Source organism: Psychroserpens luteolus (assembly GCF_021032705.1).
In the GTDB taxonomy this organism is placed as follows: domain Bacteria; phylum Bacteroidota; class Bacteroidia; order Flavobacteriales; family Flavobacteriaceae; genus Psychroserpens; species Psychroserpens luteolus.
Genome location: NZ_JAHVXI010000004.1, coordinates 323,605 through 337,332 on the forward strand (window position 1 = coordinate 323,605; position 13,728 = coordinate 337,332).

General features: G+C 34.4%; 17 protein-coding genes. 13 read left to right on the forward strand and 4 right to left on the reverse strand.

Going from position 1 to position 13,728, the window contains the following annotated elements:
* Positions 1 to 4 precede the first annotated feature (4 nt).
* Together KWG70_RS12490 and KWG70_RS12495 are read left to right on the forward strand one after the other, a co-directional pair.
* On the forward strand, positions 5 to 1,102 hold the full coding sequence (locus KWG70_RS12490; RefSeq protein WP_230936376.1) for a glycosyltransferase family 2 protein: 1,098 nt from the start codon (positions 5 to 7) through the stop codon (positions 1,100 to 1,102).
* A gap of 91 nt (positions 1,103 to 1,193) precedes the next feature.
* Positions 1,194 to 2,513, forward strand: coding sequence for a dihydrolipoamide acetyltransferase family protein (locus KWG70_RS12495; protein WP_230936377.1), 1,320 nt, complete (start codon positions 1,194 to 1,196; stop codon positions 2,511 to 2,513).
* An 86-nt stretch (positions 2,514 to 2,599) separates the two neighbouring features.
* Here the strand turns inward: KWG70_RS12495 and KWG70_RS12500 are convergent, their stop codons facing one another.
* The 3 genes from KWG70_RS12500 to KWG70_RS12510 are packed head-to-tail and all read right to left on the reverse strand — an operon-like array spanning position 2,600 to position 3,792.
* On the reverse strand, positions 2,600 to 2,815 hold the full coding sequence (locus KWG70_RS12500) for a hypothetical protein (RefSeq protein ID WP_230936378.1): 216 nt from the start codon (positions 2,813 to 2,815) through the stop codon (positions 2,600 to 2,602).
* Positions 2,816 to 2,843: 28 nt separating this feature from the next.
* Positions 2,844 to 3,242: an ABC transporter permease family protein gene (locus tag KWG70_RS12505; protein WP_230936379.1), complete on the reverse strand. Its 399-nt coding sequence runs from the start codon at positions 3,240 to 3,242 to the stop codon at positions 2,844 to 2,846.
* Positions 3,243 to 3,252: 10 nt separating this feature from the next.
* On the reverse strand, positions 3,253 to 3,792 hold the full coding sequence (locus tag KWG70_RS12510; protein ID WP_230936380.1) for an RNA polymerase sigma factor: 540 nt from the start codon (positions 3,790 to 3,792) through the stop codon (positions 3,253 to 3,255).
* A gap of 173 nt (positions 3,793 to 3,965) precedes the next feature.
* Here KWG70_RS12510 and KWG70_RS12515 point away from each other — a divergent pair, with 173 nt between their 5' ends.
* From KWG70_RS12515 to KWG70_RS12560, 10 genes are all read left to right on the forward strand, one after another.
* Entirely contained in the window at positions 3,966 to 4,742 is a 777-nt protein-coding gene (locus tag KWG70_RS12515) for a 3'-5' exonuclease (protein WP_230936381.1), read from the forward strand.
* A 9-nt stretch (positions 4,743 to 4,751) separates the two neighbouring features.
* Positions 4,752 to 5,363 carry a fumarylacetoacetate hydrolase family protein gene (locus KWG70_RS12520; RefSeq protein ID WP_230936382.1) on the forward strand — a complete coding sequence of 204 codons (612 nt, stop codon included), beginning with the start codon at positions 4,752 to 4,754 and terminating at the stop codon, positions 5,361 to 5,363.
* Between the two features lie 3 nt (positions 5,364 to 5,366).
* Positions 5,367 to 5,708 (forward strand): Hpt domain-containing protein, encoded by a 342-nt coding sequence (locus KWG70_RS12525; RefSeq protein ID WP_230936383.1) that lies wholly within the window; start codon positions 5,367 to 5,369, stop codon positions 5,706 to 5,708.
* Positions 5,708 to 6,955 carry a competence/damage-inducible protein A gene (locus KWG70_RS12530; protein WP_230936384.1) on the forward strand — a complete coding sequence of 416 codons (1,248 nt, stop codon included), beginning with the start codon at positions 5,708 to 5,710 and terminating at the stop codon, positions 6,953 to 6,955. The genes KWG70_RS12525 and KWG70_RS12530 overlap by 1 nt, the downstream gene beginning before the upstream one ends.
* A gap of 80 nt (positions 6,956 to 7,035) precedes the next feature.
* Complete coding sequence (gene rpmB / locus KWG70_RS12535) at positions 7,036 to 7,272, forward strand: 50S ribosomal protein L28 (RefSeq protein ID WP_204346176.1); 237 nt, start codon at positions 7,036 to 7,038, stop codon at positions 7,270 to 7,272.
* Between the two features lie 27 nt (positions 7,273 to 7,299).
* Positions 7,300 to 7,482, forward strand: a complete 183-nt coding sequence (rpmG, locus tag KWG70_RS12540; RefSeq protein ID WP_031444791.1) for a 50S ribosomal protein L33 — start codon at positions 7,300 to 7,302, stop codon at positions 7,480 to 7,482.
* 8 nt (positions 7,483 to 7,490) lie between these two features.
* Positions 7,491 to 7,643 (forward strand): DUF4295 domain-containing protein, encoded by a 153-nt coding sequence (locus KWG70_RS12545; RefSeq protein ID WP_008271041.1) that lies wholly within the window; start codon positions 7,491 to 7,493, stop codon positions 7,641 to 7,643.
* 143 nt (positions 7,644 to 7,786) lie between these two features.
* Positions 7,787 to 8,761, forward strand: coding sequence for a signal recognition particle-docking protein FtsY (gene ftsY, locus KWG70_RS12550; RefSeq protein ID WP_230936385.1), 975 nt, complete (start codon positions 7,787 to 7,789; stop codon positions 8,759 to 8,761).
* 338 nt (positions 8,762 to 9,099) lie between these two features.
* On the forward strand, positions 9,100 to 9,528 hold the full coding sequence (locus KWG70_RS12555; protein WP_230936386.1) for an SRPBCC family protein: 429 nt from the start codon (positions 9,100 to 9,102) through the stop codon (positions 9,526 to 9,528).
* 31 nt (positions 9,529 to 9,559) lie between these two features.
* On the forward strand, positions 9,560 to 11,233 hold the full coding sequence (locus KWG70_RS12560) for an amidase family protein (protein WP_230936387.1): 1,674 nt from the start codon (positions 9,560 to 9,562) through the stop codon (positions 11,231 to 11,233).
* Here the strand turns inward: KWG70_RS12560 and KWG70_RS12565 are convergent.
* Positions 11,230 to 12,354 carry a serine hydrolase domain-containing protein gene (locus KWG70_RS12565; RefSeq protein WP_230936388.1) on the reverse strand — a complete coding sequence of 375 codons (1,125 nt, stop codon included), beginning with the start codon at positions 12,352 to 12,354 and terminating at the stop codon, positions 11,230 to 11,232. The two genes, KWG70_RS12560 and KWG70_RS12565, sit on opposite strands and share 4 nt — an antisense overlap.
* Before the next feature lie 72 nt (positions 12,355 to 12,426).
* Between KWG70_RS12565 and rimO the strand changes: the two genes are divergently transcribed.
* Positions 12,427 to 13,728, forward strand: coding sequence for a 30S ribosomal protein S12 methylthiotransferase RimO (gene rimO / locus KWG70_RS12570; protein WP_230936389.1), 1,302 nt, complete (start codon positions 12,427 to 12,429; stop codon positions 13,726 to 13,728).

The following is a 13,728-nucleotide window of genomic DNA, read 5'->3' on the forward strand; positions in this document are numbered from 1 at the left end:
TTAATTGAAGCTATCCGTAATCATATTAAATTACAATGTACGTCACTTTCTAGAGCTCTGTTTAAAAAGTGTCGAAGCGGCATTGATTAATATAGAGAGCGAGATTATTGTGGTTGACAATCAGTCATCAGATACTAGCTGTGCGATGATAAAAGAGTATTTTCCTGAAGTAAAACTCATAGAGAATGAGGCTAATTTCGGGTTTTCTAAAGGAAATAATATAGGTGTTGCTCAAGCTAAGGGTGAATACATTTGTATTTTAAACCCAGATACAGTTGTTGCCGAAGATACATTTGAAAAATTACTTACGCTATCAGAATTAAAAAATAAACTGGGCATACTGTCTTGTCGACTTATAGATGGTCGAGGGCGATTCTTACCAGAGAGTAAGCGCAATATACCAACACCATTTATCGCTATTAAAAAGATGCTTGGTTTATCTAGATCTTACTATGTGTCTAACTTAGCAGAAAAAGGAACAGGACGAGTGCCTATTTTTGTTGGTGCTTTTATGCTCATGCAACGTGCCGTATATAAAGAGGTAAATGGGTTTGACGAAGATTATTTTATGTATGGTGAAGACATTGACTTATCTTATAAAGTTTTGAAAGCTGGGTATCAAAGTATATATCATGGAGGCATATCAGCAATCCACTATAAAGGAGAAAGTACTTTAAAGGATAAAACCTATGCTAAGCGTTTTTATGGCGCTATGCAAATCTTTTATAACAAGCATTTCAAATCGAATAGTGTTTTTGATACATTGGTTTGGTTTGGAATTAAGTTAAGTCCGTTCTTTAGTCGCTCTTCAGAAAGTAACATTAATCAAATAAACCAGTATGTATTCGTTTCTTCGGAAATGAATATTGCATTAGAAACTGCTTTAAAATGTAGTTTAAAAGTTCAGTCTGAAATAGAAACCTATCAGGACAATACAGAATATGTATTAGATAACAAACATCTTAGTTTTAAGTCAATTATCGAAATCCTATCCAATACACCTAAAAATTGTACAGCTACATTTAAAGTTCTACCAAAAAATTCTAACTTTATCATCGGAAGTAACAACTCCAAAAGTAGAGGAGAAGTAATATTCTTTTAGATAATAATTATTTGAAATAATCTCAATAATTGTGTTGTTTTTTCATTAATTTTGCAATCAACAAACCAATTATTGACCTTAGATTACAGATATGGCAAAATTTGAACTAAAGCTTCCTAAAATGGGAGAGAGTGTTGCAGAGGCAACTATTACGTCCTGGTTAAAAGACGTAGGTGATACTATTGAAGCTGATGAAGCAGTTTTTGAAATTGCAACAGATAAGGTAGATAGTGAAGTGCCTAGTGAAGTAGACGGTGTTTTAGTAGAAAAACTATTTGATGTTGACGATGTGGTACAAGTAGGTCAAACGATTGCAGTCATAGAAACTGAAGGAGAGGCTAATGCGCCTATAGAAACACCTAAGGCAGAACCAGTTAAACATGAGGTTGCTGAACCTGCAGCTGTTGCAGAAGTCACAAAAACAGTTGTTGTAGCTCAAGAAACTGTTGCTCCTGTGGTTAGTTCGGGTGATCGTTTTTATTCACCATTGGTTAGAAATATAGCAAAACAAGAAGGGATCTCTCAAACAGAATTGGATGCAATCGCAGGATCAGGTAAAGATGGTCGTGTAACTAAAAATGATATGCTCGCCTATTTAGGTAGTAGAGATGCTCAACCTTCACCTGTTAAAGAAACGCCTAAAGCAACACCTGCTCAGGCTAATGGTGTGGAGAAGAAAGCAGCTCCAGTAGTCGCTAGTGGTGAAGACGAGATCATTGAAATGACCAGAATGGGTAAACTTATTGCGCATCATATGGTCGAATCTGTACAAACTTCAGCACATGTGCAAAGCTTTATAGAAGCCGATGTTACTAAAATATGGAATTGGCGTAATAAAGTTAAAAACGAGTTTAAGCAAAGAGAAGGAGAAAACTTGACGTTTACACCAATCTTTATGGAAGCTGTAGCTAAAGCATTACGTGATTATCCAATGATGAATATCTCTGTTCAAGGAGATTCTATTATTAAGAAAAAACATATAAATCTTGGTATGGCAGCTGCCTTACCAGATGGTAATCTTATTGTACCAGTTATTAAAGATGCTGATCAGTTAAACTTAGTTGGAATGACCAAAAAAGTAAATGATTTAGCTGGTCGTGCTAGAGAGAATCAACTTAAACCAGATGATATATCGGGAGGTACTTACACAGTAACCAATGTAGGAACGTTTGGAAGCATCATGGGAACACCAATTATCAATCAACCTCAAGTTGGTATCTTAGCACTTGGAGCTATTAGAAAAGTTCCTGCTGTAGTAGAAACACCTGAAGGTGATTTTATTGGAATTCGTTATCGTATGTTTATGTCTCATTCTTATGATCATCGTGTGGTTAATGGTGCATTAGGAGGACAATTCGTTAAAGCGGTAAAAGATTATTTAGAGGCTTGGGACTCTGATAGAGAAATTTAACAAAATACTACTTATAGATAAGTATTTCAAAATATAAAAAGCACAATCTTAAGATTGTGCTTTTTGCTTTTAGTCGTTCTAATTTTTTATTCTAGTTCTTCACAAGAAAATCCTCCTGAGATTACCTTATTTATTATTTTACTCTCATCTAAGTTCTTGTGAGCTTCAATTCTTAATACCTTGTCAATGTCTTCTAGGTCAATTGAGAATTGTCTTATTCCTAAAGCAGAGCTCAACATTTTTTTTATGTTATCTGCCTCTTTCTTTGTTTCTATATTCGTTTTAAATATATAGATATTCATATGGCTTTTATGTTTTAAATAGAATGGACTAATCATTGGGCTCTTCTTTATTAGTTATACGATCTACATAATCTTCATAGGCTTTGTTTCCTTCTTCTTTCCAAAAGTTGTCATAATGTTTCCACTTTGAAAACTCTCCTTTTGGTTCATTTTTGCAATTTGATTTTTTTGTAGATGATTTGTCTTTTCCTCCAAATCCACCACATCCACCTAAAAGAATTTTAAATAATATGAAAACACCTACAGCTTCCCAATAAGTAAGTGTTGTTAACCCAAAAATCATTGGCATTAACCAATTCCAAAGCCACATGATTACAAAGCCAAACAGGATCGCTAATCCAGCTATGAATATCGTTCCGAAGATTATCATTCCGGCAATTTCTCCTGGAGATTTGCCTCTCATTTTGTGTTTAAAGTAATTTGACATGTTTTTTATTTTAACTAATTATTTCTTGTTTAGATTTTAAGTTTTTGTACAGTAGTGAAATAGCTCTATGTCTTCTAGACATTAAAGTACCAATTGGAATGCCAGTTTCTAGTTCTATTTCTTTATAGGTATAACCTTCAAAGTCAATCGCTATAATTATATCTCTATAATTGGGCTTGAGTTTAATAATTGCTTTTTTCAATTCTTCTTTCATTTGTTCAGGATATAGATCTGATGATGTTTCATAAATTAAAGCAGCAAATTCATTTAACTTCGTTTCATTTTGAGAGTGATATTCTATGTTCTTCTTATTTGATCTTAAAATATCAATGATTTTATTCCTCATGGCACGATACACAAAACCAGCTACATTATTTATTGGAGAATATCTATCAGCACTTGTAAATAGTTTTAAAGCTACATCTTGAATGATGTCTTCTGCATCTCTAGTAACACTAGCCTTTAAGTTGGAACTTACATATGATTTGAGAGAAGAATACTCTTCCTTAAAAAAGGTGTTTAGTTTTTCGCTATTTTTTGATTGATTCATTGTGCTTTTTTACAGCTCTCAATTATAAAGACGCAACTTTTTTAATCTATTGCATTTTTTACTGTTATAAATTGACGAACTAGTGTTGAATCTGTTTCATAAATCAAAAGTTAATTTTACTGATTAAGCAAATATTCATTAATCTAATTACCTTTGTGAAAAATTAATAGTACATGCAACTAAATCTTACAAAACCCATCTGTTTTTTTGACCTTGAAACCACTGGAATAAATATTACCAACGATCGTATAGTTGAAATATCAATCTTAAAAGTACATCCTAACGGAAAGGAGGAAACCTACACACAACGTGTAAACCCTACAATTCCTATTCCGCCTCATGTCACCTTGGTTCATGGGATTTCAGATGAAGATGTTGTAGATAAACCAACATTCAAGGAGATATCAAAAGAGGTGCATAATATGATTAAGGATTCCGATTTAGGAGGTTTTAACTCTAATCGTTTTGATATTCCATTGCTCGCAGAAGAAATGTTACGCGCCGATTTAGATTTCGATATGAAAAATAGACAGTCGGTTGATGTACAAACTATTTTCCATAAAATGGAGAAGCGTACATTAAGTGCAGCTTACAAGTTCTATTGTGATAAAAATTTAGATGATGCGCATAGTGCCGAAGCTGATACATTAGCGACTTATGAAGTATTAAAATCACAATTAGATAGATATGACGAACTGGAAAATGATACGAGCTTTCTTGCTGAATTTAGCTCGCGTAAGAAATTTGCCGATTTTGCCGGATTTATTGCTTATGATAAAGACGGACAAGAATGTTTCTCTTTTGGAAAGCACAAAGGAAAACGAGTTACTGAAGTTTTAGAAACCGAGCCAGGATATTTTGGATGGTTACTTAATGCCGATTTTCCATTGTACACTAAAAAAGTACTTACAGCTATAAAACTAAGGGGCTTTAATAATAAACTGTTTTAAATCTAGAGAATGAAACTCATTTGTATAGGTCGTAATTATACAGAACACATTAAAGAATTGGAAAACGAAAGACCAGTTGATCCTGTTGTGTTTTTAAAACCAGATACCTCTATCTTATTGAAGAAGCAGCCTTTTTTTATTCCAGATTTTTCAGATGACGTGCATCACGAGGTTGAAATTTTAGTGAAGATCAATAAAGTAGGTAAGCATATCGCTAAAAAGTTTGCTCATAAATATTATGATCAAATTGGACTAGGAATAGATTTTACTGCTAGAGACTTACAAGCACAATTAAAAGCCAAAGGTTTGCCGTGGGAAAAAGCCAAAGCCTTTGACGGAGCAGCAGTTATAGGAGAATGGTTGCCAAAATCTGATTTTGAAAATGTTAATAATATTAATTTCAGTTTGTTCAAAAATGAAACAAAAGTTCAAGATGGAAACACGAGTTTAATGCTTTGGAAAATTGACGAAATCATAGAATATGTGTCAAAATATTTTACTTTAAAGATTGGAGATATTATATTTACCGGAACTCCGTCGGGAGTTGGCAAAGTTCTTGCTAATGATAAACTAAAGGGATATATCGAAGACAAGCAATTGTTTTCTATTACAGTAAAATAATACATGGAACAACATTACAAATTAGAACGCGTTCGCGAATTGGCAGATAATGATGCCGATTTTATTAAATCATTAGCCGAGGCATTTTTAGAAGAAGTACCTGAAGATGCAGAACGACTCAAAAAAGCAGTGGCAGAGCAAGATTTTTATAACGCTTATCAAGCTGCTCATAAAATGAAACCAACAGTAGACTTATTTGAACTCGGTGTACTACACCACTTAATCGTTGTGCAAGATTGGGGGAAATTTGAAAAAGTAGGAGAAGACTGCTCTAAAGAATTACAACTTGTACTCACTGCAGTAGAACATGCTACTGCCGAACTCAAAAAAGACTTCAACTTATAATGCAAGCAGAAATTATTACCATTGGTGATGAGATTCTTATTGGGCAAATTATTGACTCGAATTCTGCATTTATCGCAAAGCAACTCAACAAAATTGGTGTATCAGTGTATCAGATTACTTCGGTACAGGACGACAAAGCACATATTTTAAAGGCCTTTTCTGAAGCTGAAACTAATGCGGATATTGTCATGATTACTGGTGGTTTAGGTCCTACAAAGGACGATATCACTAAAAAAACAATCGCCGATTATTTTGAAGATACTTTGGTAGAAGATCCTTCCGTTAGAAAAAATGTAGAGCATATTTGGGAAGTATATGTCAAAAAACCTATAATGCAAGTCAATTTAGATCAAGCTTTGGTACCTTCAAAAGCTGAGGTTTTGATGAATAAATATGGTAGTGCTCCCGGAATGTGGCTAGAAAAAAACGATACTGTATTTATTTCTTTACCTGGAGTACCTTATGAAATGAAAGCATTAATGGAAGATGAAGTCATTCCTAAACTAAGAACACGATTTCAGTTTCCTTATATCAAACACAAAACGTTTTTAACCTATGGTATGGGTGAAAGTACACTCGCTGAGCGTATCGAAACGTTTGAAAATGAATTACCAGATTTTATCAAACTCGCTTATCTGCCTAGCTTAGGTCGTGTGCGTTTACGATTGTCCGCTAAACATAGAGATAAGAGTCTTGTTGAAGCCGAAATGGAAAAACAAACGCAATTATTATTGCCACAAATTCATGATATTTTTGTCGGATTTGAAAATGATTTGTCCATAGAGGCCGTTATTGGTAAATACTTAACCGAAATAGAAAAAACAGTAGCTACTGCCGAAAGTTGTACAGGAGGTCTCATTGCAGAACGATTTACAGCCAATCCTGGAGCTTCAAAATATTTTAAAGGAAGCGTAGTAAGCTATACCAAAGAGATAAAAGTCAATATGCTTAACGTTTCCGAAGCATTGATAGACGAATATTCTGTGGTGAGTGGTGCTGTAGCAGAAGCCATGGCGAAAAATGTGAGATCCTTGTTACATACAGATTATGCGATTGCAACTACAGGCAATGCAGGACCTACAAAAGATGATACTGCTGAAGACTTAGGAATTGTATACATTGCTATTGCTACAAAAGATGATGTGTATTCTGAAAAATTCAGCTTTGGAAATCATCGTGTTAAAGTAATCAACAAAGCAGCAAATAAGGCCTTTGAAATGCTACAAAAAGAAATTTTAAAAAAGTAGCACTTTTAGTTTGTTGATATTGTAAAGTTTTATTAAATTTGCACCCTGTTTTAAAGAAACATAATTAAAGTTAGAAAGAAATGTCAAGAGTTTGTGAACTTACAGGAAAGAAAGCGATGGTTGGAAACAACGTATCTCACGCAATGAACAAAACGAAGCGTAAATTTAACGCTAACTTAATCAAGAAGCGTTTTTATATTCCTGAGGAAGATAAGTGGGTAACTTTAAAAGTATCGACTTCAGCATTAAAGACTATCAACAAGGTTGGTATTTCTGCTGCAATCAAAGAAGCTAAATCCAAAGGATTTTTAAAATAATAGCATAACGCGTTAAAGACACGTACAATGGCAAAGAAAGGAAATAGAATACAAGTTATATTAGAATGTACAGAGCATAAAGAGTCTGGAATGCCAGGAACTTCTCGTTACATTACTACAAAAAATAAAAAGAATACGCCAGACAGAATGGAGATTAAGAAATTTAATCCAATTCTTAAACGTATGACAGTTCACAAAGAAATTAAATAATTAGAGTCATGGCAAAGAAATCAGTAGCATCATTACAAACAGGATCTAAAAGACTTACTAAAGCAATCAAAATGGTAAAATCACCAAAGACAGGTGCTTACATGTTTGTTGAGTCAGTAATGGCACCAGAGTTTGTCAATGATTTTTTAAACAAAAAATAAATTAGATATTTATATCTAGTGACGAACTGCTTTCATATTTGAAAGCAGTTTTTTTATGTCTATATTTGAGCAGTTTTCTGCCAAAATAGCAGAAAAAAGTTTCGGCTCGATAGTTGACTAGAACTTATAAATAAGTATAACGAATGAGTTTTTTTAAAAAGATATTTTCTTCGGAAAAAAAAGAAACCTTAGACAAAGGGTTAGAGAAATCGAAAACGTCGTTTTTCTCGAAATTAAATAAAGCAGTTGCAGGTAAATCCAAAGTTGATGATGATGTATTGGATAACTTGGAGGAAGTGCTAGTAACTAGTGATGTTGGTGTCAATACGACACTTAAAGTTATTGAACGTATCGAAGAACGTGTGTCTAAAGATAAATATTTAGGGACTTCAGAATTAAATAAAATCTTACGCGAGGAAATTGCTGGATTGTTGTCTGAGACTAATTCTGGTGAAGATACAGATTATACAATTCCTGATTTGCCAAAACAGGAAGATGGCACAAAAACACCATATGTTCTTATGGTAGTAGGTGTTAATGGTGTAGGGAAAACAACAACCATTGGTAAATTAGCTTATCAGTTTAAAAAGAAAGGACTTAAAGTCGTTTTAGGAGCAGCAGATACCTTTAGAGCTGCTGCCATTGATCAACTTCAGGTTTGGGCAGACCGTGTCGATGTGCCTATGGTACGTCAAGATATGGGAAGTGATCCTGCTAGCGTAGCTTTTGATGCCCTACAATCTGGTGTGAACCAAGATGCCGATGTGATTATTATTGATACCGCAGGACGTTTACATAACAAAGTGAACTTAATGAACGAGTTGAGTAAGGTGAAGCGTGTGATGCAAAAAGTGATAGGAGATGCACCTCACGATGTGTTATTGGTTTTAGATGGTTCTACAGGCCAAAATGCTTTTGAGCAGGCCAAACAGTTTACTGCCGCAACAGAAGTCTCTGCATTAGCCGTTACAAAATTAGATGGAACTGCTAAAGGCGGTGTGGTTATTGGAATTAGTGACCAGTTTCAAATTCCGGTTAAATATATTGGCGTTGGTGAAGGGATTGAAGATTTACAGGTCTTTAATAAATATGAGTTTGTAGATAGTTTCTTTAAATAGAGAGCAGAGCATTTTGAATAACGAAAAAGTTTTAAGAGTACTTTCAATTGTTACTTTTGCTTATGCACTTATTCGAGTACTCTATTATTTACAAAAGATTGTTTACACTTACCTTGATGGAACAAGCAGTCCGTTAATTCCAACATATTTATGGAAGTTTGCTGCATTTCCAAAAATTATACTGTCTCTAATTTTTATAGTAATAGCAATATATTCTTATAGAAGCTTTAAAACGAAACGCTATCATACTTTTGTAATTTGGCTTCTTTTTGTCTATTCTGTTTTGTTTATCTTTATAGGACATTATATTTATGATTTTATAAATACGTTCAATCCTTATGGCTCATAGTATCTATTTCGATTTTTACATTGAGGCGCCAAAACAAAAAGTTTTTGAAGCCTTTACGTTGCCAGAACATTTAGATAATTGGTGGCCGTTAAAGTCGTCTGGAAAACCAGAACTGGGAGCGATCTATAACCTTAATTTTACCGATGATTACAATTGGTTTGGTGAAGTCGCAAAAGTTGAAACCAATGAGCATTTTTATTTAAAAATGACAAATGCCGATGCCGATTGGAACCCAACAACTTTTGGGATTACTTTAGAAGAGCATGACAATAAAACCTTGTTTAAGTTCTCACATACCGATTGGCCAGAGAATAATCATGAATATAGAAATTCTTCATTTTGCTGGGCACAATTATTACAAGACTTAAAAAACTACATCGAAAAAGGAACAATTATTCCTTTTGAAGAACGCAGTTGATTTTTCCGTATTTTTATTAAAAATACAAATCATGCGTTTTATACTTCTATTCTGCCTCATTCTAATTACCTACAACTGTAAACCTTCCGACGAAAAGAAAACATCTTCAGAAGACACTCAAGCTGCTGAAACAGCTAACGACAGTGATGATCTAAGCGATATTTCTACTAAAGACTTTAGAGAGTTTAAAGTTTTAGATTCTAAGTATATTAATACTACTGAGCTTTGGGATGTTATAGATGATGACTTAAAAGATTTTACCGAAGACGACTATTTTGCATTAAAACCTCTTATTCTTGATCAGGATATTCCATCACTTCAAAAACATATGTCTGAAGGTCTACTTAGTTACGAGTCATTAACAAAGTTTTATTTATATCGTATAAAAAAGTTTGATCGTGAAAATGAGTTGTCTTTAAATTCAGTGATTGCTTTAAATCCTAACGTTATAAAACAAGCAATAGCAAGAGATAAGTTGTTTCAAGAAGATAAAAAGAAGTACAAGCATCCAATTTACGGCATGCCTATTCTTTTAAAAGATAATATAAATACATCCGAAATGCCAACGACAGCAGGTTCAGTAGCTTTAAAAGATAATACGACCGAAGATGCTTTTATAGTCAAACAACTTAAATCTAAAGGTGCATTAATTCTTGGAAAAGCCAATTTAAGTGAATGGGCATACTTCTTTTGTGGTGATTGTCCAAGTGGTTATTCTGCAATTGGTGGTCAAACCTTAAATCCTTATGGTCGAAAAATTATAGATACTGGAGGCTCTAGTTCTGGAAGCGGTGTGGCTGTTGCAGCTAACTTTTGTGTAGCAGCTATTGGAAGTGAAACTTCTGGTTCAATCTTATCACCTTCTAGTCAAAACTCTGTAGTTGGCTTAAAACCTACCATTGGTCTGGTAAGTCGTAGTGGTATTGTTCCTATTTCATCAACTTTGGATACTGCTGGACCTATGACTAAAAATGTAATGGATAATGCCATTGTATTAGACGCGATTTTTGGATTTGATAACGACGATTCTAAGAGTATTAACACAAAATGGGGCGCCAGTTTTTACTATGGGAGCTTTGGTGTTGCTAACAAGTTAAATAACAAGCGATTTGGAGCTTTTAAAGGGCTAATGGAAGATCAACTTTATACACAGGCGGTTGAAGTTCTTAAAAGCCAAGGTGCTGAAATAATTGAAATAGAAGCTCTAGATGTGAACCTTCCAGATTTTATTCGACTGCTTAATATAGACATGAAAGTAGATTTGGTGAGCTATTTAAAAGACTATGGAAATCCGTATTTAGAGTATACTTCTATTGAAGATATTATGGATTTTAATCGAAAAGATAGTACGCGTATAATGCCATACGGGCAAAAGTTGTTTCAAGGTATTTCTGACGATTCTGCAACCAATGAGGAGTTTGCAAAAATAAAAGCGATTTTGAAAACAAACGGGAAACGTTTTTTTGATGAGCCCATGACTGCACATAATTTAGATGCAGTTTTATCTATTAATAATTATCATGCTGGTTTTGCAGCTGTAGCAGAGTATCCTGCGTTGACTGTGCCTATGGGTTATGCCGAAAATGGAGCTCCTAAAGGCCTCACGTTAATAAGTTTGCCTTTGCGCGAAATAGATCTTTTGAATTGGGCTCGTGTTTATGAGCAAGCATCTAAAATGCGAAAAGCACCAGATAATTATAATTAATTGGTTAGAGCGTTTATCTTTTCCCATAAATCATCATCAAAGGTTGAGAGCGCAAAGTTGATGTCATCTGCGGCTTCTCCCATTCTAACGACCACTAAATCTTTGCTTGGCACGATATAGATCTTTTGATCATCTCGTCCTAAAGCGCAATACATATCCTCTGGCGCATTTGGAATTAATTCTCCTGAAAACTCAAGCTGCGTTTGAGGTAAACGGTATGTTGATTTCCCATTGAGCCACCATAAATAACCATAGGCTTGATTTAAGGATTGTGAGGTGTTTGTCGCTTCATTTATAAAAGCTTCAGATACAATTCGAGTATCTTCCCATTTTCCACTGGCAGAAATCATCAATCCGAAACGCGCCATACTTCTCGTATTACTCCAATACACATTGAAATCACTAGTTTGAATCCATGCACCTGTCATTCCGATTTTAGTTTTTAGGCTCGTATTAAAATAATTAGCCCATGTTTGATTGCTGACTTCAGCAATAACATCTTGTAGTTTTACATATACATTATGATAGGCCCAACGCTCTCCAGCATCTGTAATATATTGTAAGTTTTCAGTAGAAACATCATCACCTAAACTGTCATCTAAACCAGAATTCATTGAGAGTAAGTTTTTACACGAAATCAAGTTTTCTTTATTCAATGGAATGTTTGTCCAACCCGTTCCCAAATATTCAGAAACAGCATCATCTATATCTAGTAATCCTTCATCCTGAGCGATTCCTGTAACAGTTGTCGTTAAGGTTTTTCCTGCACTAGCCCAGTACCAAGGAGACGCATTGTTATGACCATTCATATAAGCTTCTACAACAATTTTTCCATTGTGCAGTATCATAAAACTCTTTGTGTTTTTTTCTTCCAGAAAATCTAAAAGTGGTTGAAGTTCTAATTCATTCCACTCTAATTCCGCCATGGATGTTGTGTCCCAGGTCTCACTACCATCAGTTGGAGGGAAGTACGTGAATTCAGGTTCTGGCGTGCCGTCAATAAGGGTTTGAGTATTGTCATCATCTGAAGTACAATTGCATAAAAAAGATATGCAGACTAAAATAAAGGTATAGTGTACAAACTTCATAAATTGAGATTTCATAATTGGACTATATCGCATGATAAAGGTTTAATCTTCTGAAAACAAATATATCACAAATCATTGCGTATCTTTGCAGCCTGAAATTTGACTATGAGAACTAAATCACTTAAGAAAAATAAGATCAACGTCGTAACACTTGGCTGTAGCAAGAATGTTTACGACAGTGAAGTATTGATGGGACAACTAAAAGCCAGTGGTAAAGATGTTGTTCATGAAGAAGAAGGAAATGTTGTTGTCATTAATACCTGTGGTTTTATTAATAATGCGAAGGAAGAAAGTGTAAATACCATTTTGGAGTTTATGCAGAAAAAGGAGGCAGGTGATGTAGATAAAGTATTTGTTACAGGTTGCTTGAGTGAGCGTTATAAACCAGATCTTCAAAAAGAAATACCTAATGTAGATCAATATTTTGGAACTACAGAATTACCACAATTATTAAAAGCTTTAGGAGCAGATTATAAACATGAATTAATTGGTGAACGCTTAACAACAACTCCAAAAAATTATGCCTATTTAAAAATCGCTGAAGGTTGCGATAGACCTTGTAGCTTTTGTGCGATTCCTTTAATGCGTGGAAAACATAAAAGTACACGAATAGAGGAGTTGGTTATAGAAGCCGAAAAGCTGGCTGCTAATGGTGTTAAAGAGCTTATCTTGATCGCTCAAGATTTGACCTATTATGGTTTGGATCTTTATAAAAAACGAAACCTAGCCGAATTACTAGAGCACTTAGTTAAAGTTGAAGGAATTGAATGGATTCGTTTGCATTATGCATTTCCAACTGGTTTTCCGATGGATGTGTTAGATATTATGAATCGTGAGCCAAAGATCTGTAACTATCTTGATATTCCATTACAGCATATTTCAGATGCTATATTAAAAAGCATGCGTCGCGGAACAACTAAAGAGAAAACCACCAAGTTACTCAAGGAATTTAGAGCTAAGGTGCCCGAAATGACTATTAGAACGACATTAATTGTCGGTTATCCTGGTGAAACTGAAGAAGACTTTCAAACACTTAAAGAATGGGTCAAGGAGATGCGTTTTGAACGTTTAGGATGTTTTACCTATTCTCATGAAGAAAATACACATGCTTATAATTTGGAAGATGATGTTCCAGAAGAGGTGAAAATTGACAGAGCCAACCAGATTATGGAAATTCAGTCTCAAATCTCATGGGAATTGAATCAGACTAAGATCGGACAAGAGTTTAAAGTGGTGATTGACAGAAAAGAAGGCAATTACTTTGTGGGTCGTACCGAATATGATTCGCCAGATGTTGATAATGAAGTTTTGATCGATGCGACATCAACTTATTTAAAAACAGGTGAATTCACTACAGTTAAAGTGATTGAAGCAGAAGATTTTGATTTGTATGCTGAGGTTGTCTAG